The sequence below is a fragment of the Xanthomonas sp. NCPPB 2922 genome (assembly GCF_041520885.1).
In the GTDB taxonomy this organism is placed as follows: domain Bacteria; phylum Pseudomonadota; class Gammaproteobacteria; order Xanthomonadales; family Xanthomonadaceae; genus Xanthomonas; species Xanthomonas campestris.
Genome location: NZ_JBGOFY010000004.1, coordinates 155025 through 172360, shown reverse-complemented (window position 1 = coordinate 172360; position 17336 = coordinate 155025). Strand labels below are relative to the sequence as shown.

Annotated in this window: 18 protein-coding genes, 1 tRNA gene and 1 pseudogene; 7 read left to right on the top strand and 13 right to left on the bottom strand. The window is 57.1% G+C overall.

Features of this window, described 5'->3' with window-relative positions:
- Positions 1 to 828: 828 nt before the first annotated feature.
- Entirely contained in the window at positions 829 to 1428 is a 600-nt protein-coding gene (locus ACD584_RS07445) for a hypothetical protein (protein ID WP_228437994.1), read from the bottom strand.
- A gap of 307 nt (positions 1429 to 1735) precedes the next feature.
- Between ACD584_RS07445 and ACD584_RS07440 the strand changes: the two genes are divergently transcribed.
- A complete protein-coding gene (locus ACD584_RS07440; RefSeq protein ID WP_076035949.1) occupies positions 1736 to 2755 on the top strand; it encodes an exodeoxyribonuclease VII large subunit in 1020 nt (339 codons plus the stop codon).
- A 60-nt stretch (positions 2756 to 2815) separates the two neighbouring features.
- Here the strand turns inward: ACD584_RS07440 and ACD584_RS07435 are convergent.
- The 7 genes and pseudogenes from ACD584_RS07435 to ACD584_RS07405 all read right to left on the bottom strand — a co-directional run.
- Positions 2816 to 3094: pseudogene (locus tag ACD584_RS07435) on the bottom strand (JAB domain-containing protein); the annotation flags it as partial.
- A 45-nt stretch (positions 3095 to 3139) separates the two neighbouring features.
- Positions 3140 to 5098 carry a DUF3732 domain-containing protein gene (locus tag ACD584_RS07430; RefSeq protein WP_076035951.1) on the bottom strand — a complete coding sequence of 653 codons (1959 nt, stop codon included), beginning with the start codon at positions 5096 to 5098 and terminating at the stop codon, positions 3140 to 3142.
- Positions 5095 to 5580, bottom strand: a complete 486-nt coding sequence (locus ACD584_RS07425; RefSeq protein ID WP_076035952.1) for a three component ABC system middle component — start codon at positions 5578 to 5580, stop codon at positions 5095 to 5097. Before ACD584_RS07425 ends, ACD584_RS07430 begins: the two co-directional genes overlap by 4 nt.
- Positions 5577 to 6797: an ABC-three component system protein gene (locus ACD584_RS07420; protein ID WP_076035953.1), complete on the bottom strand. Its 1221-nt coding sequence runs from the start codon at positions 6795 to 6797 to the stop codon at positions 5577 to 5579. Before ACD584_RS07420 ends, ACD584_RS07425 begins: the two co-directional genes overlap by 4 nt.
- 220 nt (positions 6798 to 7017) lie before the next feature.
- Entirely contained in the window at positions 7018 to 7218 is a 201-nt protein-coding gene (locus ACD584_RS07415; protein WP_076035954.1) for a hypothetical protein, read from the bottom strand.
- A 65-nt stretch (positions 7219 to 7283) separates the two neighbouring features.
- Complete coding sequence (locus ACD584_RS07410) at positions 7284 to 7763, bottom strand: RadC family protein (protein WP_076035955.1); 480 nt, start codon at positions 7761 to 7763, stop codon at positions 7284 to 7286.
- A 410-nt stretch (positions 7764 to 8173) separates the two neighbouring features.
- A complete protein-coding gene (locus tag ACD584_RS07405; RefSeq protein ID WP_039512364.1) occupies positions 8174 to 8398 on the bottom strand; it encodes a hypothetical protein in 225 nt (74 codons plus the stop codon).
- A gap of 545 nt (positions 8399 to 8943) precedes the next feature.
- Here ACD584_RS07405 and ACD584_RS07400 point away from each other — a divergent pair.
- From ACD584_RS07400 to ACD584_RS07390, 3 genes are all read left to right on the top strand, one after another.
- Positions 8944 to 10344 carry a site-specific integrase gene (locus tag ACD584_RS07400; protein WP_076035956.1) on the top strand — a complete coding sequence of 467 codons (1401 nt, stop codon included), beginning with the start codon at positions 8944 to 8946 and terminating at the stop codon, positions 10342 to 10344.
- Between the two features lie 214 nt (positions 10345 to 10558).
- The gene (locus ACD584_RS07395) at positions 10559 to 11515 is read left to right on the top strand and encodes a reverse transcriptase domain-containing protein (RefSeq protein WP_076035957.1); all 957 of its coding nucleotides are present in this window, start codon (positions 10559 to 10561) and stop codon (positions 11513 to 11515) included.
- Positions 11512 to 12852: an ATP-dependent endonuclease gene (locus ACD584_RS07390; protein WP_076035958.1), complete on the top strand. Its 1341-nt coding sequence runs from the start codon at positions 11512 to 11514 to the stop codon at positions 12850 to 12852. The genes ACD584_RS07395 and ACD584_RS07390 overlap by 4 nt, the downstream gene beginning before the upstream one ends.
- A 39-nt stretch (positions 12853 to 12891) precedes the next feature.
- Here ACD584_RS07390 and ACD584_RS07385 read toward each other — a convergent pair whose 3' ends face one another.
- Positions 12892 to 13245: a helix-turn-helix transcriptional regulator gene (locus ACD584_RS07385; protein ID WP_076037723.1), complete on the bottom strand. Its 354-nt coding sequence runs from the start codon at positions 13243 to 13245 to the stop codon at positions 12892 to 12894.
- 108 nt (positions 13246 to 13353) lie between these two features.
- Here ACD584_RS07385 and ACD584_RS07380 point away from each other — a divergent pair, with 108 nt between their 5' ends.
- The 3 genes from ACD584_RS07380 to ACD584_RS07370 are packed head-to-tail and all read left to right on the top strand — an operon-like array spanning position 13354 to position 14831.
- Complete coding sequence (locus ACD584_RS07380; protein ID WP_076035959.1) at positions 13354 to 14115, top strand: hypothetical protein; 762 nt, start codon at positions 13354 to 13356, stop codon at positions 14113 to 14115.
- Positions 14116 to 14169: 54 nt separating this feature from the next.
- On the top strand, positions 14170 to 14484 hold the full coding sequence (locus ACD584_RS07375; protein ID WP_076035960.1) for a hypothetical protein: 315 nt from the start codon (positions 14170 to 14172) through the stop codon (positions 14482 to 14484).
- Positions 14481 to 14831, top strand: a complete 351-nt coding sequence (locus ACD584_RS07370; protein ID WP_076035961.1) for a hypothetical protein — start codon at positions 14481 to 14483, stop codon at positions 14829 to 14831. Before ACD584_RS07375 ends, ACD584_RS07370 begins: the two co-directional genes overlap by 4 nt.
- A gap of 88 nt (positions 14832 to 14919) precedes the next feature.
- Here the strand turns inward: ACD584_RS07370 and ACD584_RS07365 are convergent, their stop codons facing one another.
- The 4 genes from ACD584_RS07365 to ACD584_RS07350 form a co-directional block, all read right to left on the bottom strand.
- On the bottom strand, positions 14920 to 15261 hold the full coding sequence (locus ACD584_RS07365) for a helix-turn-helix domain-containing protein (RefSeq protein ID WP_076035962.1): 342 nt from the start codon (positions 15259 to 15261) through the stop codon (positions 14920 to 14922).
- A gap of 1 nt (position 15262) precedes the next feature.
- Positions 15263 to 15637 carry a type II toxin-antitoxin system RelE/ParE family toxin gene (locus tag ACD584_RS07360; RefSeq protein ID WP_076035963.1) on the bottom strand — a complete coding sequence of 125 codons (375 nt, stop codon included), beginning with the start codon at positions 15635 to 15637 and terminating at the stop codon, positions 15263 to 15265.
- Between the two features lie 54 nt (positions 15638 to 15691).
- Positions 15692 to 17161, bottom strand: coding sequence for a site-specific integrase (locus ACD584_RS07355; RefSeq protein WP_175611505.1), 1470 nt, complete (start codon positions 17159 to 17161; stop codon positions 15692 to 15694).
- Between the two features lie 83 nt (positions 17162 to 17244).
- Positions 17245 to 17334, bottom strand: a tRNA-Ser gene (locus ACD584_RS07350).
- Positions 17335 to 17336: the final 2 nt, after the last annotated feature.

Here is a 17336-nt window from a genome sequence, read left to right as displayed (position 1 = left end):
ACCCCCAGCTCCTGCAGGTTGTAGCCCAACTTAGGCATCGGCTGCGCCGTGACATTCGCACGATCTTTCCAGATTTCGGCGCCAGCACCGATGGCGTAAGCCGTGTAGTAGGCCTGATAGGCCGAGGTGCCCTTGTGCCCCAAGGTGCTGCCGCCCTTGTCAAAATGGCACTCGGCCACCGCCTCCACGGCAGGACTCGCAATACGGCCCTGCGTGAGCTGCAACCCATGCGCATCCAGCCGGACGCCGGGCTCCAACTGCTCGTTGGTAACGCAGGCGGTCGTGGGGTCTAGCCGACGAAGCAGGTCTTTTTGGTTGACTTCGCCGGTGGTCGTGGCTACCCGGCTCGCCACAGAGTTCATGCTCATCAACTCTGCAAGGCCCTCGTCCCGGCGAGCCGAGGCAAGATATTCCTTGGCTATAGGAGTGACATCCACCACCGGCTCACCGTATTGGGCTCCCTCCTTGAGGGCTTGATCGATGCCGTAGGCAAGCTTGTATCGCGACTGCTCAGCCGACTTGGCCATCAATGCGTGCCCGGTCTCATGCCCCAACACACCAGTCAGCAAATCCACGCGATCCGATTGCTTGGTCCTCTGGAATACATCCGCACTGACGTTGACCGTGCCCGTGCTCGCGTCGTAGTGCCCGCCCTCGTTCGGCCGGTTTGACACCGACAGGTGACGCAAACTGCCGCTCTCGATGGCCTGGGCCATCGCGGACGCTAGATAGGGAGAGGTTTCGACGGCCTCGCGAAAGTCCCGAGCAGCCGAAGGCGGCAACCCGGATTGCTTCTCTACCTCGCTGAGGAGCTGCTCGACACGTGGGTCAACCATCGATTGGCTCCAACTCGAAGGTCACTCTCGAAACACAGTGCGGATCGTTGCGGTTGTCTGTCTGGACGGCGATGTAGACACCAAGGTTTTGACCGGCCTGCTTATCGAACATGATCCGATGGTCATCACCAAAACCCGGCTTGGTCATCCGGAAGCCCGCCGACACCAACTGGGCTTGCACCGCGTCCATGGTGAGTTCGCATGAACTAGGCGGGCTGACCGACACTTCTATCAAGTGGCCAGGGTGTTTGGCGTAAGGCTTCCAGACCGCCACCGCATAGCCCGCTTTCTCCAAAGCGCCTCTAGCCCCATAGCGGCGCCCCTTGGCATCGGGAGGCAACTTCAACCCCATGGCCCGCTCAACAGCTCCCGGATCCGTGTCGGCTTGGGAGCGAAGAGCCTGCGCTAATTGAACGATGGCACTGGTCAGTGCGGGCGCGGTCAACGCGGGCCCCGGCAGCAACTCGGGGTATTCGTCCACTTCGACAAGCCGAGGCGTGGCCTTTGCCGCCGCGTCAGCCGCGATATCAGATGCCGCAGCAGCTTTGTTCTGTTCGGCCTCGATTGAGGCCTGGCTTGGGGGGGATGGCACAGTGGTCTCCTGAGGCGAAGCCGAAGGTTGAGCGCACGCCACCAGTCCCGAAGTCAAAACCCCTGCGGCCAATGTCATGGCCAAGGCACAGGAGAGGGGGCGTCCATTGCGACTGAAGTCCATAAGCCAGCTCATATGAAGAGTTGGGAGGCTCAGTCTATCCGCACAGTAGCCCAGCAAGTCAAACGTGAGAATTACCGGACGCACCCCATGGTTGTGTGACATATCTCTCGGTATAGCGAGTCGCTCGTGGGCCATGTTTCGATCGCTGGGCTACATTGAGTGAAATGCTTCCATTGATGCGCTCATGTCCCAAGCAAGCAGCAATCTCGACTCAGCAGCCACCGACGCCAACACGCCTTGGATCACCGCTGACCAAGTTGGGCCCCTTGCACGGCTAGAAGGGGGGAAGACGCCAATTCGCGTGGCTGGAAGAGCGAAGAAACTCTCGCCCTGGAAACATTTCTGCTATGGGGTTTTTGAGCCTTATCCCGGCACCGAGCTGAGCTTCAGGATTCCCGTGGATGAGCAACCTCAAGACGACGCCCCGATCATCATTGCAGGCGTGTTGACGGTGAACAGAAAAATGTCCGTAGAGCTCCAGGGGCGTGTGGAGGGCCCCTGGCTCACGGTCACGCGCGCGCCAGTGGTGCCCATCCCGGATCGAGGACGCAATCCAGTGGCGATTGGGGAGTTCCTCGGGAAAAACGGCCTTTCTGGGCTCGGATTTCTCGCGAGCAAGACGGGCTGGGACGACATCTGCTCAGCAGCGCGATTGCCAGAACTGCGCAACAACTCGCAAGTGACGGCCCACTTCGGGGATGAAACCAAGTTCCTTGAAGCATTGAAGCAGCTCACTGGGACCGGCGTGAAAGGACTGGTCATCGCGCGAGGTGGTGGCGAGCGATTAGAGACCATTGGTGACTCACGCAACGTTACCCGTGCCCTGATCGAAACAGGCCTGCCCTTCTATGTCGCGCTGGGCCATGCCAACGACGTGCTGTTGCTGGACAAGCACGCCGACGATGTTTTCCTCACGCCCAGCGATTTCGGCCACCGACTGCGAGATTGCCTGGATGCAGCTCAAGAGGCAGAAGACGCACGAACCGAAGCAAGCGATGCCGAAGACAAGTTGATTCAACTCTCGACAAGACTGGATCGGAGGGAGTCCGAGCTTGACGAAACTCGCCGCCACCTGGGAGAGCTATTGCAGCAGAGCAAGCTGGATAGTCAGGGCCTAAAAGCCGAACTCCGACAGTGGAAGATGTTCGCTACCGTCGCGGGCGCATGCATATTCTTGCTATTGCTGTGGCTTGCTATGCGGTAAGCAGTGGCTCCCGTTCTACGGAGCACAATGGAACCGGCGTCAACCGGTAAAGGAAGGGGGCTATGCCCACCACCTGGCCGCCAGGCTCGTATGCTGCCGGCCACCCCTAACCAAGTGGCCCATTACTTCAATGTCCAGAAGGCCCAAGGCCTGCTGTAGGCACTCGGTGACCTGACGGTCTGCTTCGCTCGGCTCCGGATTGCCCGAAGGATGGTTGCGGAAAAGGATGACGGCGACAGCGTTGAGCGCCGGGGAGCGCTTGGTGGCCACTCGCTGATAAATGTCTAGGCTGCCGGTTAAGAGCTCCTCGATGACCAGGAAGCGATTCTTAGCCTCCAGGAGCCGCTTCGTAAGGTGATCGCCCAGATGGCCGATTGCGGATAATTAGGTATCTTCCCGCACCGGCCAATCGAGGGGTATCAACGCCTCCCCAGACTGCCTTGTCCATCGCTCACGCGTTGCCTCTCTATATCTCACGTCATCAGCGAAGTAGGCGTGCTCGATCAAGAGGACTTGGAGGCCGCTGCGTCTCTGCGTCTCTCGAAAGAGGAAGTCGATGTGCTGCCTCATCGCTTGAGTATCCTCATCTTCCGCTCCGCCCCCCATCTCACTGACGTCGTAGTCATCTCCCTTCGCAGGGAAATAGGGACGACTGACTTGGTCCAAGACCAACAACCCTGGCACAGGCGAATTTACCAATTCAAAGTAGCGGTGAAGGGCGAAGCACAACGCGATGTGGATAGCCAAGTAGTTCTGATCAGACCCCAGATCAGGCATGCGAAGGACAGCGTTGCTCTCCTCCTCTACCATCACTACATCAGGACCTCGCGACAAGAACTCCAGTTCAGCCCCAACACAAGGAGCAACCGTGGGAAGTTGTTGAAAGGCCACTGATGCAAATTCCGATACCTTGCGCTCGGCCCGCTGCAGTCGGATATTCTTGGCCTCTCTATTTACGCGAGCCTCTAGCTCTTCGATCTCTGCGCGGATCCCTTCCAAGTCCACCCCCACCTTTGGGGATTCATCGACAATGTTCTCGATAAAGTAAGAGATACGACCTTTCAGGTGGCTTTGCACTTGTGCAAAGCTGCTGAGTTGCCGCGCTCTTTCACTCTGGCTGAGCCAACCTTCGATACGACTGTCTATACGCCTGAGCTCAACGTTCAAGCGCTGTGCGTCCCTCTCTAGCTCGCTATCGACCTCGAGCAACTGGGGTCTGACCCGCTCAACGACCATGCTTTCTGTCCGCACCTTGGACAAAGCGGCTCGCAGTGCAGCAGCGACTTCTCGACCGCGATCGGACGGGCTTTCACACACCGGGCAGGTATGAGACACATCGCCAAGCTTTAAGTGATCAACAAGCATGAGCTTCTCATGCTGCTGCTTCACCGCACCTTGATAGCCGGATGATTCTCTAATGGCAGACTTTGTCGCTCTCGACTTCTTTTTGACAACTTCGAGCTGGGCGAGAACTTGGCGGCGGGATGCATGCAGATCAGAAAGCTCATCGCCGGAGGGCTCCTCCCCCTCCACCATCCGCCCATCCAGAACAGCGCGTAGTGCACCTAGCACCTCGAACTCTTCAGACAGTGTCGCTGTGGCACGCGAAAGTCCGACTTGCCTGGCCTCCGTTAGAAGACCGAGCGCACGGTTCATTGTCAGACTTTCGGATGAAAATTTTGCTTGCGCCTTTGCTTCAGCTATTTCCAGCCCGCGTTGCAACTGACGCAGACGCCGCTCCGCGAGAATGCTCTCTTCATCGGTTGCGCGAAGAAAGTATGGCAGCGTTGCAATGATGTCCTTGGCCTTTTCCACCTTCTCGAGACCATGGAGAAGAACGGTTTCACTGTCAATGACTTCTTTGGTCAAGAAAAGATAGGGGGTCACTTGGCGGACGCTTGCGCGCCCCTTCTGAGCGGGATCAATAGCTGCGCCCTCCGTGTCGCCGATGCCAAATGCCCGTTCCAAGAAGGCCTTTGCGGCAGATACAGTGGTGCCCCCCTCAAAGCGATCTATTCCCACAGGAATTCGTAAGTCTTGGCCCTTGGAGACAAACATTTTTCCACTTGTCTGTTGCCCAACGGGTGGAACGATGCGTCCGACAATCATTTGATCATCGCCGTGGGTCCAACGCACGCCCACTGCGAGGGTCCTTCGGCGCACATGCGCGGGCAGCTCGCATTTGCTGGAACCCAAACAGTAGTCAATGGCCTTGATAAGAGCGGATTTTCCGGTGCCTGAGGCTCCAGTGATGATGTTCACTTGGTCCGGCACTAGGCTGACTATGCGGCGCTGACCGTCGACACCAAGGAAGAAGATATCGAGAATGTTCCAGCGCTTCATACGGTAAGCCCCATCATGTCAAATGACGTTCGTGCTGATCCTGCCATGCCGAACCAATAGCCAAGCCGTTCTGAATTCTTGATCACCGCAACCGGCCGTTCGCTGAGGCCGTTAACTGCGGCTTTCTTTAGCTTTTCCGGTCCCGACTTTAGCCGCCCCTCTTCGTCTAAATTAAGTGCCTTCATGAAGCAAGTGAAGCGGACTGCCTCCGTAACGATGCTCATGGAGCCATTTACGCGATCAACCAGCTCAATCTGTACTTCAGGGCACCTCATCAACCACTCCAGCAGCCCTGTGTTCTTGTTTGTTCCCTCAAACGTTCGCGCCAAGTCGCCTGAGAGTGCGATGGGAAGTGCGATGTAAATGAGCGGCAGTTCTGGCCCATTGGCATTGACCTTCTCAAAAGCCTCAGTGAAGCGTGTCAGGGCGTAGGCGCAAAACGCGGGATTGGTTTCAGCGAATACGTCGTAAGTGCTTCTCACGCGTCCTCCTCCAGACGTTTGAGATAGTCCGGATGCCAGCCAACTTTCCTATCCACCGCTAGCACTTGGTAGCTCCCACGCACGTAGAAGACTGCACTCCAGTTGGCTGCGATTGATTCTACGGATCTCGGCGCATCGTCATGCGTCCAATGGAGCAACGCCAGCCCTTTTTTGCACTTCTCGGACTCGTCCGAGGATTGACAATTCTCAATCATTTGTCTATGTCGATTCGACCATTCCTCGTGGAGGTGATCATCATGCCGATTGATTGTGGTCGCCATGGCAGGGTTGTCCTCAATCCACTTGGAACGCTGAGATCGAGCGCGCCATTCTTCCACGGTTGCCTTACCCTCATCGATTTTGCTACCACCAACTAGCCGGATCTGCCGAACAAGTATGGAATCGGGCTCGTGCGAAGACGGGGGCTTAGCTCCTGAAAAGTCGGCATGGAGAAGTCCGGACTCAATCTCTCCCACTATCGACGAAATCTGGGTCTGGACTTCCAGCTTGGCAATCGCCCTGTCGCGCTTACCGCACAAGGAATAAACGACCTCTCTGTCCCACCATGCCACCAGCCTCGACGCCACAAATGCACGCTGCTCGGATGGCAGTAACTTAAGGTTCTTAGCGATATCTTCCTCAACAGCTGCAATGTTGGGCGAGTTGGGGTGAACTTTGATCCGGCGCACTAGCGTTTCACGGCTCGGCGCGGAAAGAGCCAAGAATGCCTCACACCCGTCCGCGCGATCGCCATAAGGTAGATCCTTCTTGGCAGCCTTGGCTTCGGCACGTCTATCCGAGATGCGATTGGCCTCTGTGACCAGCGCTTCGATCAGCACTTTTCGATCAGAGCCATCTTGTAAAAGCGCTTGGAGAGGACTCGCTGCGGGAACTTGTCCAACGGCGACCAGATGCAGAGTTGTTTCCGCCATAGATAGTTGCGGCAACGTATCGATCCAAACTTTGAGCGTCTTCCAAAGCGCCCGTGATGCCAGGGTCACCGAGGGAGGTGTGGCGCTCAACGAGTGCTTCAGCTGAAGAAGCAGAGTTTGCTGATCGGCAACAATTTCTACGTCGTCCAGGCGTTCTACCGCGACAGCGGCATTGTCCGAATCCAGCTCTATGAGCGTTTTTAAGGCGAACAGGGACTGGTAGTAAAACCCAAGCGCGGATGCTTCAGCTGCGTGTGTTCCCGTTTGACCTTCGACCTCTTCCATGTTCTATCCCTGCACTCATGCCCTTAACTTATTGACAACTTCACAAGAAATCAACTTTCACGATCTTGTGCGGTTTTGCTACAGATATCGGGCTTTGGTTGCTATTGGGCTCTGGGCGCCAGAGGTCCCCTAAGCACACGTCGGTGGGTGAGTGCCGGTTCAGACATGGCACACACTTAGCGGGAAAAGGGAAAGGGACGCCGACCAAATCGTATATCCGTCAACCCCGACTTGCGTTCCTGATATGGCCGCCGGCGGTGCCCTCTACGACAACGAAGTCCCTCACTAACCAGCCGTATGCATCGCTCAAGACATCGACGATACCCTGTTCGCTATCGCATTCGACAGTTGCTCCACCCGGCAACACAGGGCGCCTGGCTTCTGCCTCCCAAACAATACCTCGCACGTGGAACACCTTCATTTCACGCTCCTCGGAAATGCATCTGCCTTGGCAGCCAGCCTCAGCAGATTTCATCAGTGAGGGGGCTATGCCCACCCCCTTGCCGCCAAGCTGGTGTGCTGCTGGCCGCCGATAACCAGGTGGTCGAGGACTCGGATGTCCAGCAGACCCAAGGCCTGCTCCAGGCGCTTCGTAACTTTGAGGTCGGCTTCGCTGGGCTCCGGATTCCCGCTCGGGTGGTTGTGGAAGAGGATGACGGCGACGGCGTTGAGGTCCAGGGCACGCTTTGCTACGACTCGCGGGTGGACATCGCACCCGTCGATGGTGCCGCTGAAGAGGTGCTCGGTGGCCAAGATGTGGTGCTTGGTGTCGAGGAAGATGCATCCGAAGATCTCACGCGGCAGGTGGGCGCAGCGGGCGACCAGGTAGCTGCCGGCTTGCTCCGGGCTGTGGATGCGGCCTTGGCGTTGAAGGCGCTGCTCCAGGATATTCGCTGCCGCGAGGAGAATCCCCTCCTCGTCCATCTGGAGTTGGTATTGAGCCTTCAGGTCTTGGGTGCGCTTCATCGGTTTGTCTCCACCAGCGCGTTGTGCGCCTCGTGGGAACCGGCAGGCGAAGCGTCCGGCCCTACCGCACCCGAGAGCGAGCACCGCGCAAGCGGCGCACAGCGAAGGGCCGCAACAAAGCGCAAGCGCCGAGAAGGAGGCCTGTCCTTGCGGTCGGAACAGCGAAGCCAAGATTCCCTTCAAGAGGCCCAGCGCTGGTGAAGAAAACACCATGCATGCCAACGAGGCTTACGGGCCAAACGGCGTGCGGATTGAGGGGGGCGACTGATGTTGTCAGCAGGCGATGGCTGGGCTTGGCAGCCAGTGATGAGGCCACTGCGGAGCTTTGCTTGCTTGCGTGAGGCCTGCATGCCTGCGCACGACAAGTGCACTGCTATCCAAAAGGATGGACCAAGGCAGCACCGATGGACTCAGACGTTTTGGTCTGTGCTCTCGAGCCCGTGCCAGGACAAGATTTCGTCAGCTCGACGGCCGACGAACTGCACGTCCTCACCAGTCGTAGCCTCTTGCTCGATAGCAGCAGCCATGTTGGCAAAGGCTTGCCAGAAGTGGCGGCGATCAGGACTGGAAGCCCGCAGGGCGGGCACCGCGGCATCCAAACGCTCAAGGTGACGGCGAAGCTCGGCTCTGTCCATGGGCTTGAGTATCAGCAGCCTTGTCGCACTGCTTGAGACGCATCCACCAAGGCAGCGCGGAATCAGTTTCGGGTGCCGGCACGACGCTGCTCAAGCGTCCGCAGGGTGAGCGACCATCGGGTCCCACGTCCGGCAAGGTCAGACTGCACTCCTGGCATTCGTCGCACCATCGGTGTCGCGCCCTATCGGATGTCAGAAAGTTCCGATCCAGGCATATCGCTGTTTTGAATATAAATTCTGACTAACAATAATAGGCTAACATTTAACTTAAATTCATTTAAAAAATCGAGCGACAAGCTCATTTAGTTAGCTTATTTACTGCAAACAGTACACAAATGACTGCGATAAATCGACCCAAATTTCCTCGCAGGCCTTGGCATATAAGGATTTCTGCCAGGTAACGAATTGGCGAATCAGGGAAGCACCCCAGAGGGGACACCCCAACACCTTAGGACTGCGCTGGCAACGCAGATTTTTGTATCGCCCCCGTTGACGAATTTTCGTCCTGTCATATCCCTACTTCCATCTCTAGATGGAAGTGACCCATGACCGCTCTACCCTCCGTAGCACTCAACGATTACATCGCCTCGCCCTTCGGGCTCTTGCATCTGGAAGGCATCCACATCGGCCGGTTCCGCATTGACCGCGCCATCATCCGAGGCCGAGAAGCGGCTATCAACCTTCAAGAATGCATCCTCGCCGCACTCGACGAAACCGGACGGAAGAGCGGCCTGAAGAACAGCACGCGCTACCCTGCGCAGTTACCCATGGGCACACCGTCACGCCCACTGGCCAAGGAAATCGAGGACCACCTCGAAGACATGCGCCGCCGGCAGCTCGACCCGAAGACTGTGCAGTCCACCGAGCGCACGTTGAAGCTGCTGCTTCTTACTTGCGGCAACATCTCTGCGGCTCGAGTCGACTACTATCACATCCAAGCGCTCTGGACGCTGCTGCGCTGGGCCCCAAGGAACCTCGTGTCGGATCCGCTACTGAAGGACCTCTCCTTTGATGAAGCGATCGCGCTGGGGAAAGAGCAAGACGTGCCGCCGCTGGCGCCTGCCACCGAGGAGCGACACCGCCGGTTTTTGGTCGCCTTCTTCAACCACTTGGTCAACGGACAAGCCATCGACTTGTCACCGATGAAGGCATTCCGAAAGCCCAAGAAGGACGACACCATCGATCCCGACAAGGCGATCCGCCTGTTCGAGGACGCAGACCTGCAAGCCATTTTTGACCCCGCGACATTCATTCCTTGGGCCAAGAAACCGCAGTATTGGTGGGCACCGATGATCGGCCTATATACCGGAGCCAGGGTCAACGAAGTCTGCCAGCTGAAGTTGACCGACATCATCGAGGAACGCGGGGTGTGGTGCATCGCTTTCCAAAAGACGTTGGACCAAGACCTGGCCGCAGACCCAAGGCGACGGCGGCGCAGCCGGCAAAGCATGAAAGGCACGGGGTGCATGCGCATCATCCCTATCGCCAAGCCGCTCTTGGAGGCAGGATTCTTGGAGTTTGTCGAAGACATGAAAGCGATCGGCCACCCTCGCCTGTTCCCGCTGCTCTCCGCGGGCGTGAATCGCACGACAGGGGAAACGAATGCGCGTTACAGCCAGCAGTTCGTCGTGGACTTCGGGCGCTACCTGAAGAGCCTCGGCTTCCCCAAGGGCGTCGGATTCCACGCCTTCCGCCATACCCTTGCCACCGAGCTTGATGTCAACGATGTTCCAGAGAAGGAGATTGCCCTGGTCACCGGCCACAGCACCGATCCCCGCGACCGGGTCCAGGTCTTGCGCCAGCACTACCTGCACAAGAAACCGCAGGTGACGCGAAGCAAGCAAATCAGCGCGTTAGAGCTGTATCAACCCAACGTGGAGCTGCCGCGCTACCAGCGGGGGCAGTTCGCTCAGTGCTTGGCTGATCCGAGCAAGTTCCACCCCTGAGGCAGACTTGCATACGCCGCGGAGACTATGCTAGAGTTTTTTCATACCAGCGACTAGGAGTAGCTCCGGTCTAATGTCTGGTCCCTAGGGCGTTTCATTTATTTACGCATGCCCGGTCGCAGGCTAACGCCCGACCGGGCATTTCGTTTGTGCAGTCCTGGCAGGTAATCGGATACGCTTTCATTTGTCCAATTCAAACGTCAGGCCGCGATCCGTGACCCCACAGCCGCTGCACAAGCTGTTCGATGCCATGTTTCACGGCAAATACCGTTTCGAAGATTTTTTGGCGATCTCTGCTGAAGAGAACCACAGCCTTGTCCGCTGGAAGAGCCGCACCATCTACAAGCCGTCCAGCACCCTGAAGGACTTCCACGTCTTCCTGAGTCGGGTTGTTCTAGATCATCTACCTGTCGACGCTTCGGTCTCCTTTGCCTACCGCAGAGGCGCATCCCTCATACAGGCGGTCGAACCCCACGCAAAGAGCCGGGCATTCTTCCAAGCAGATCTGGAACGGTTTTTCGACAGCATCACGACACCGCTGATTCGCAAAGTCTTGGTGGAAAGCCAGACGCCAGTTACCGACCTGCAGGATCACCTAGAGCACATCCTCAAGCTCCTAACGGTCGAAGGCAAGTTGCCTATCGGCTTCTCCACCTCACCTATTTTGAGCAACGCCTGTCTCCTCTCCTTCGATCAGCGATTGGCACGGATTAGTCATGACAGGGGATGGATCTATACGCGCTATGCCGATGACATCATGCTGTCTACACTGGACCGATCCAAACTTTCGGATGCAGGCACCGTCATCGAAGAATGCCTTTCCGCTGAGATCGGCGACGAATTTAAGCTCAACCCTGCAAAGAGCAAACTGACCACTATCGGGCGTAAGGTCAAGCATTTGGGGCTGGTCATCCTCCCCAGTGGCGATGTTGCTATCGATCGCGATGTTAGGAACAGGATTGAGTCCTGGATTCACTTCTACCTGCGAGATCGGGCGAAATTACTGAAGATATTTGAGGAGACTCCGAATCAAGGGATGGAAGAGGGCTTAGAACGTCTTAGTGGCCTCGTTAGCTATGCTCATACTGCAGACCCGACCTATCTTGACAAGCTTAGAAGCAAGTTCGGCACCACCGTCATTGACAGCCTCCTGCACAGGTCTGCCAAATGAGCCGCCTTCAAGTGACGCTGGACGCTATCCAACACGTCGCTCACCTCCAGCTTGACGTCGATCTTTCCAAGAGTGGACTGATGTGCCTGGTCGGCCGAAACGGAGCAGGAAAGACGACCTTGATTAGGGCGCTCCGAAACCTTTCCAACTCAGATACGTTTGTGCGAACAGCAACACCTTACGCGTTCTCAGAGGAAAGCAGGATCGTCTACGACCTAGACGGCGAACAAGTGACGTTCTCCTACAACAGCGCTGTTCGCTCTCTCGACTGTCGCGAGAAAATCTCCAAAGAAATGCGCGAACTTGTCGATGCTGAACTTCCGATGCCATACGGGGCCCGGTTCAACTATTTCAGAAGCGCCAGCGAGGCAGACCAGGACATCCGGACCGCCATTGCCTTTGGGACCTATGATCGCCCAGAAGAACTCATCTCCTTTTTGAACGCGGTTTATGAGACTGACCGTTACTCAGCAATGGTCGAGGTTCGGCTCAAGGGGAAGAGCTACTACGCGCTTGTCAGGGAAGACGGGACATACATCAGAGAAGATTATCTGAGCTCCGGGGAGCACTTCCTTATCAATCTCTTTCGCACCATCAAGGGACCCTCAAAGCTCTTAGTCATCGACGAGATTGATTTGTCCCTGGATGCAGCTGCGCAAGCAAACCTGCCCAGTTGGCTACGCGAGTTCTGCGCGGAATATGACCGCAAGATCCTCTTCACCACTCACTCTCTTGCGCTGATGCGCCAACTAGAGGCTGACGAACTCTTCTACATGGAGGCAGAGTCTGACAGTGTCTCAATCAAACCCACGTCTTACAGCCATGCAATGCTGATGCTTTTTGGATTCGTCGGTTATGATAGATATATCGCGACGGAAGATAAAAAGCTCACCGCCCTAGTTCACCACTTGATTAAAAAATACTGCCCAAGCACTTTGCTAAATTACAAAGTTATTCACATTGGAGGCGCGTCTCAGGTTGCAGCATTCATCGAAAGCAATGAGCTAGATAAATTCCTATCCACTCCTGAAAAGGTAGTCGCGTTCCTCGATGGCGACCAATACAAGGAGAGATACGCCCAACATGCGAGCATTCACACGATCCCTCTAAAAAGCGTTGAAAAAGCGCTCTGGGCGGCCAGGAGTGAAGACCCCGAATTCCCATTTACTACTCCGCGCGACAACTTTACCAGCGACAGAGACTTCGAAAGATATCTAATAGATAAGGGAATCGCTACGCAGGAGGAAATTTTCGATTATCTAATCGGAAGGCAAGAAATTGGCTTTCAGAAAATAGAGCAAATTTTAATCAATTTGTTACCTCCCCCTCACGGTTGAGCTTAGGAGAATCTTTATGGGGACAGGCCTTTAGCCTAGCTATCGCCCGCCATGTTCTCGCAAGCTGTCTCGTGCAAAGTCGCGCATCCGGCGCACCAATTCCTCCTGCGCTGCTTCAGGCAGCTTCGACATTACCAAGATGGCCTCCGCCATTGGATCGCTGACGGCATGGAAATACGCCACCGGGAGCCCCAGCGCCTCCGCCAGCTTTGCCATGCTTTCGTTGTCAGGCATGCGGTCCCCTCGCTCGTAGCGCGAAATCCTGGGAGCTGCCGAGTTCTGTTCCTCCAGCCCGAGAACAGCCCCCAAGGCGGCTTGGTTCATGCCTCTCGCAAGCCTGGCCTCTCGAAGGCGACGGCCAAAGGTAGATGCGGGAGGCAGCGGAGCAGGCATGAAGACCAACGAAAGATGAATTGACCCCCAAGTCTGCCGCTTCCAATCCTGCGCTGCATTTGCCATATTTGCAAATACGCCAAACGGGCGCTATTGCAGGGGTTTGCGATGAATCACACAGGACAAGGAGCGTTCGCTGCGCTCTTGGCGTTGGCGCTTGCCGCGCCGCTCACCACCCAAGCTCAGGACGCCCAGCCCCAGAAGCCCGGCTTCTTCCGCCAGCTCGGAAAGAGCCTGGCCGACTCGGGGAAGCAGATGGTCGGTATCAAGCCGAACTCGGGCAGCAAAGCCGGCAGCCAGGGAACTGGCTCGATCTACACGCCTATCAGCGGCGCCGGAAAGCTGCCCGGGCTCTTCAAGGGCGACAACCACCAGCAGGCCCAGCTCGCGAAGTTGGACTGGCCCCGGGTGGCGCTCACGTTCAACGAATGGGGAGCCTCGTTGCCATGCTGGACGGTGGAGGCCCGCATCTGGACTGGCCCCAACGCACCGAGCGTCGAGACCTTCCAGGCCTGCGCCAACGCTCCGCTGACCGAGACCGACGAGCTGGGCGAGACGGCCGAGCTCAATACCTCTGCGCTCTGGAAAGGACGGGATGTCCTCAACGGTGTCCGCGTGCCTTCCAGCAAGCCCAACACGGGCGCCCAGCGCTCCACGGGCCCCAACCCTCCGGCCCAGCCCTTTGTCGTCAACGTGAGCCGGCCCGGCGTGGCTGACCGCGCCGTCGATGTCGCCCTGCGCGTGGCGTGGGTCTCGGGATTCATCCAGACCGCAGATCTGCATCCCGGACCGTCGGGGATGCTGACGCCCTTCAAAGACACCAGGCTCTGGATTGCTGCCTTCAGGCCCGACGGGAACCGCGACAAGTAGTAGGTCCCGGCTTGGCCCGCCTTCCGCGTCACCATCCCTCAAAAAAGGAACGACATGAAAAACGCATGGATTGGCCTGGTCGCGTTGACCATGGCCTTGGGCCTGACTTCCTGCAGCGGCAAGCCGTCGAACGACAACGCCAAGCAGGCGCTGGTCACCCTGCTCCAGCAGAGCGGCGCCGGCCAGGTCACGGACATTCAAAACTTCGAGCTTTCGGGCTGCGTGGAAGCGGAAGGCGCCGACGGCTACAGGTGCGATACCCACGGCCAGGTGCTCCTGCAGATTGCAGGTCGGCAGGTCCCCGTGCCCGTCAACAAGAACTTGCGCTATGCCAAAGCGGACGGCACGTGGAGGGCCTACGCCAAATGAGCGCGCCTCCCCTACTTGACCAGCCGGTGCCCGCCCGGCGCAAGCTCATGACGCCACGGGACCGGTTCTTTTGGTGGTATTCGGGAGCATTGCTTCTCCTGGGACCTTTTGGATTTCTCGTTGGGCCAGTGATGGCCCAACGCGGAAACCGGAAGGCGGCTCGCCTCTACCCGGCAGAGGCCCGTGCGGCTCAGGCGCGGGACAACGGTTTCGCTTGGTGGCAGTGGTGGGCCATGACAATCCTCACCCTGATCGGCGCTTTCTGGGTGTTTGGCCTGCTGAGCGGGCTGCCGATGTTCCTGTTTGTCGTATATGCGAAGCTGGCTGGCTATCCGGTTTCTTCCTGATCCCGACGGCACCCAACATCTTAATAGCAAAAGGGCTCCTTACAAGGAGCCCTTTTTCGTAAAAAACGCGCAGCAAAATCCAATAGTCTTAAGCCACTTTGAGCTGCACCTTCATCCCCGCCCGACCAGCGAGTGCTATTAAGGTGTCAACGCTGAATTTTTCGACCTTCTTTCGATAGATGTCAGACACCCTCGGTCGGGATATCTTCAAAATAGCTGCAGCATCTTCCTGGCGCAACTTCTCATCATCGATCCAAGATATCAACGCACCGGCTAGCGTCTCTCGCAAAGCTTGACGCTGAGCGATCTCGGCATCCGCCTCGGCTAGCAAGGCAGTTGCACTAGCCTCGGAGAAGCCCAAATCAGTGAAGATATTGCCGGAAGCTTTCGTTACATGGGCGACACCATGATCATTAACATTATTGGCCATCTTATTTAACTCCTGCGTCTTTCTTCGCTGCTGCGTATCGGGACTTGGCTATCTGGATATCACTATCTGATGTCTGATTCGTTTTTTTCTTGAAAGCATGCAGTACATATATCGATTTCTCGAACTTTGTAACCAAGATGACTCGATACCATCCATCCTTGTCTCTGAACCGTATTTCGAAAGCGCCATGCCCGACAGCGCTCGAGAGACCATCGGCATCCTTAGGTTCCTCACCAAACTGTACAGACCGCAACTCTTTACCAGCTTCTTTTCGGATTTCTTCCGGGAACAAACGAATCAAGTCTTCCCTTGAAGAGCCCATCCAGCTAAGGTCTTTCGCGCTTTTACGCTTCCTGCTTCTGAGCACAGTCGCCATTGTATACCTATTGATACATCTGTCAAGTGTGTCCCGTCGGGGTGACCGAAGACGCTAGAGATTGTCGAAGCTTACCTTTGCTAGTCCGGGCGAATGCTTTCCTAGGCCGCTGAGCTTTTCCCGAACATTGAATTCTCGACTATAGGTTGAGTGATGCTCGTCATCGAGCTCATGGCCAACGATCTGCGCGCGCAACTCCGACACGACCCCAGCCCCCTGCAACTCCTGAATAAAGGTCTTCCTGAGCGAGTGGAACCCTCTTTTTGCTGGCTCCCAGGCCCTCCCAACCTCGGCCAGATGCCGACTGAAAGCCTTGGTGATCCAGTTCCCTTGCCCATTGACCGCTGTAGCCTTGGCAGCCGGGAACAGCCTCGTTTCGCCGACCCTGCGCTTGCCATCGACCCAATCCAAGAAGCCGATATTGAGCAGCTCAGGATGGAGCGGCACCGTCCTAAGGCTGACATCGGTTTTGACTTTTTGGTGCTCGCCCTCGTCTGAGATGCGGAGGCACGGAATACCGTCCTCCTCAAACACGTCCTTGATAAGCAACTGGCCGACCTCTGACGCCCTCGCCCCAGTGTAAAGACCAAGGAGCGATGCCCAGCGAGCCGACTCTGACAGCTTGGCCAGCGCATCAGGTGCAAACAGCGCCTTTATCTGGGCGCGGTCATACGCCTTAAAGCCCAGCTTCTTCCGAGCCCGCTTCTCGCGCTGGGAGTAGCTCACATGGCCGGACGCAGGGTTGTCGCCTTTCGGGTAATGGCCCGACGCCATGGCCCATTCGAAGAACCCGCCCTTGCCGCCGATGTAGCTCTGCTTGTTCGTGAGGGTCGGGGTCGAAGCGCCCTTCTCGCGCATGTCCTGATACCAGCGAGCCAGGTCCGAGCGCGTGATTGCATGGACTTTCATCGTCGGCCCGAGAAACGCCACGAGCGCCTCGATGGCCGTTTTCTTGATCGTAAATGTCTTAGGCAGCGTCGAGCCCTTGAGGGTCGCCAGGAACGCGTCACGTGCCTTGCCCAGCGTCATCGTTTCGATGGCCGGCGCAGATGACTGCCTACTTGGGCCAGCATGCGTTGAGCCAAACATGGTTGGCACGGCAACCGGGTGGGCCCGAGCTTGCAGGGCAGCGCCGGCCATCGCTTCCAGCTCCATCAGCTGCCGATACAGCTTCAAGTCCTTCGGGCTGTCGATCTGCCACTGCTCCGTCACCGTCCCATCCGGCTGGCGGATGCGGTTGAGCGTCAGGTCCTGAAGATTTTCTGCGCTCGTCAGACGCGCAATAAGGAGGTCAGCGTCCGTCTTGCTCAGCTTGTCCACGCGTTGATCCGTCAACTGTGCGAAGAGCCGAGCATAGCCCGCCCCAAGCACGACTGCACGCACGTGTGCCTGAGCAAGGTCTTTGGTCTTGAGAGTCCGCTTGATGAGCCGGCAATCGAGCACGGCTTGAAGAGCAACAGGGACGCGCTGGACGAACGACCAGCGGCCGGTGGACGACCGGCTCAAATGATGAGGGATGCGCATGCGAGTTTTTCCTCTGCATGCTTCCTGGCTCCAATCAATTCGCCTAAAAAATTAGTGATTAAAATCAATAACTTAGACGTGACTGGCGGAGAGAGTGGGATTCGAACCCACGGAAGGTTTGACCCTTCGCCGGTTTTCAAGACCGGTGCCTTAAACCGCTCGGCCATCTCTCCGA

Bases quoted from the DNA above. Each gene is read 5' to 3' on its own strand.
- ACD584_RS07440 (WP_076035949.1), top strand. From the start codon at position 1,736: ATGTCCCAAGCAAGCAGCAATCTCGACTCAGCAGCCACCGACGCCAAC.
- ACD584_RS07430 (WP_076035951.1), bottom strand. From the start codon at position 5,098: ATGAAGCGCTGGAACATTCTCGATATCTTCTTCCTTGGTGTCGACGGT.
- ACD584_RS07420 (WP_076035953.1), bottom strand. From the start codon at position 6,797: ATGGAAGAGGTCGAAGGTCAAACGGGAACACACGCAGCTGAAGCATCC.
- ACD584_RS07415 (WP_076035954.1), bottom strand. From the start codon at position 7,218: ATGAAGGTGTTCCACGTGCGAGGTATTGTTTGGGAGGCAGAAGCCAGG.
- ACD584_RS07410 (WP_076035955.1), bottom strand. From the start codon at position 7,763: ATGAAGCGCACCCAAGACCTGAAGGCTCAATACCAACTCCAGATGGAC.
- ACD584_RS07405 (WP_039512364.1), bottom strand. From the start codon at position 8,398: ATGGACAGAGCCGAGCTTCGCCGTCACCTTGAGCGTTTGGATGCCGCG.
- ACD584_RS07400 (WP_076035956.1), top strand. From the start codon at position 8,944: ATGACCGCTCTACCCTCCGTAGCACTCAACGATTACATCGCCTCGCCC.
- ACD584_RS07390 (WP_076035958.1), top strand. From the start codon at position 11,512: ATGAGCCGCCTTCAAGTGACGCTGGACGCTATCCAACACGTCGCTCAC.
- ACD584_RS07385 (WP_076037723.1), bottom strand. From the start codon at position 13,245: ATGCCTGCTCCGCTGCCTCCCGCATCTACCTTTGGCCGTCGCCTTCGA.
- ACD584_RS07380 (WP_076035959.1), top strand. From the start codon at position 13,354: ATGAATCACACAGGACAAGGAGCGTTCGCTGCGCTCTTGGCGTTGGCG.
- ACD584_RS07375 (WP_076035960.1), top strand. From the start codon at position 14,170: ATGAAAAACGCATGGATTGGCCTGGTCGCGTTGACCATGGCCTTGGGC.
- ACD584_RS07370 (WP_076035961.1), top strand. From the start codon at position 14,481: ATGAGCGCGCCTCCCCTACTTGACCAGCCGGTGCCCGCCCGGCGCAAG.
- ACD584_RS07365 (WP_076035962.1), bottom strand. From the start codon at position 15,261: ATGGCCAATAATGTTAATGATCATGGTGTCGCCCATGTAACGAAAGCT.
- ACD584_RS07360 (WP_076035963.1), bottom strand. From the start codon at position 15,637: ATGGCGACTGTGCTCAGAAGCAGGAAGCGTAAAAGCGCGAAAGACCTT.
- ACD584_RS07355 (WP_175611505.1), bottom strand. From the start codon at position 17,161: ATGCGCATCCCTCATCATTTGAGCCGGTCGTCCACCGGCCGCTGGTCG.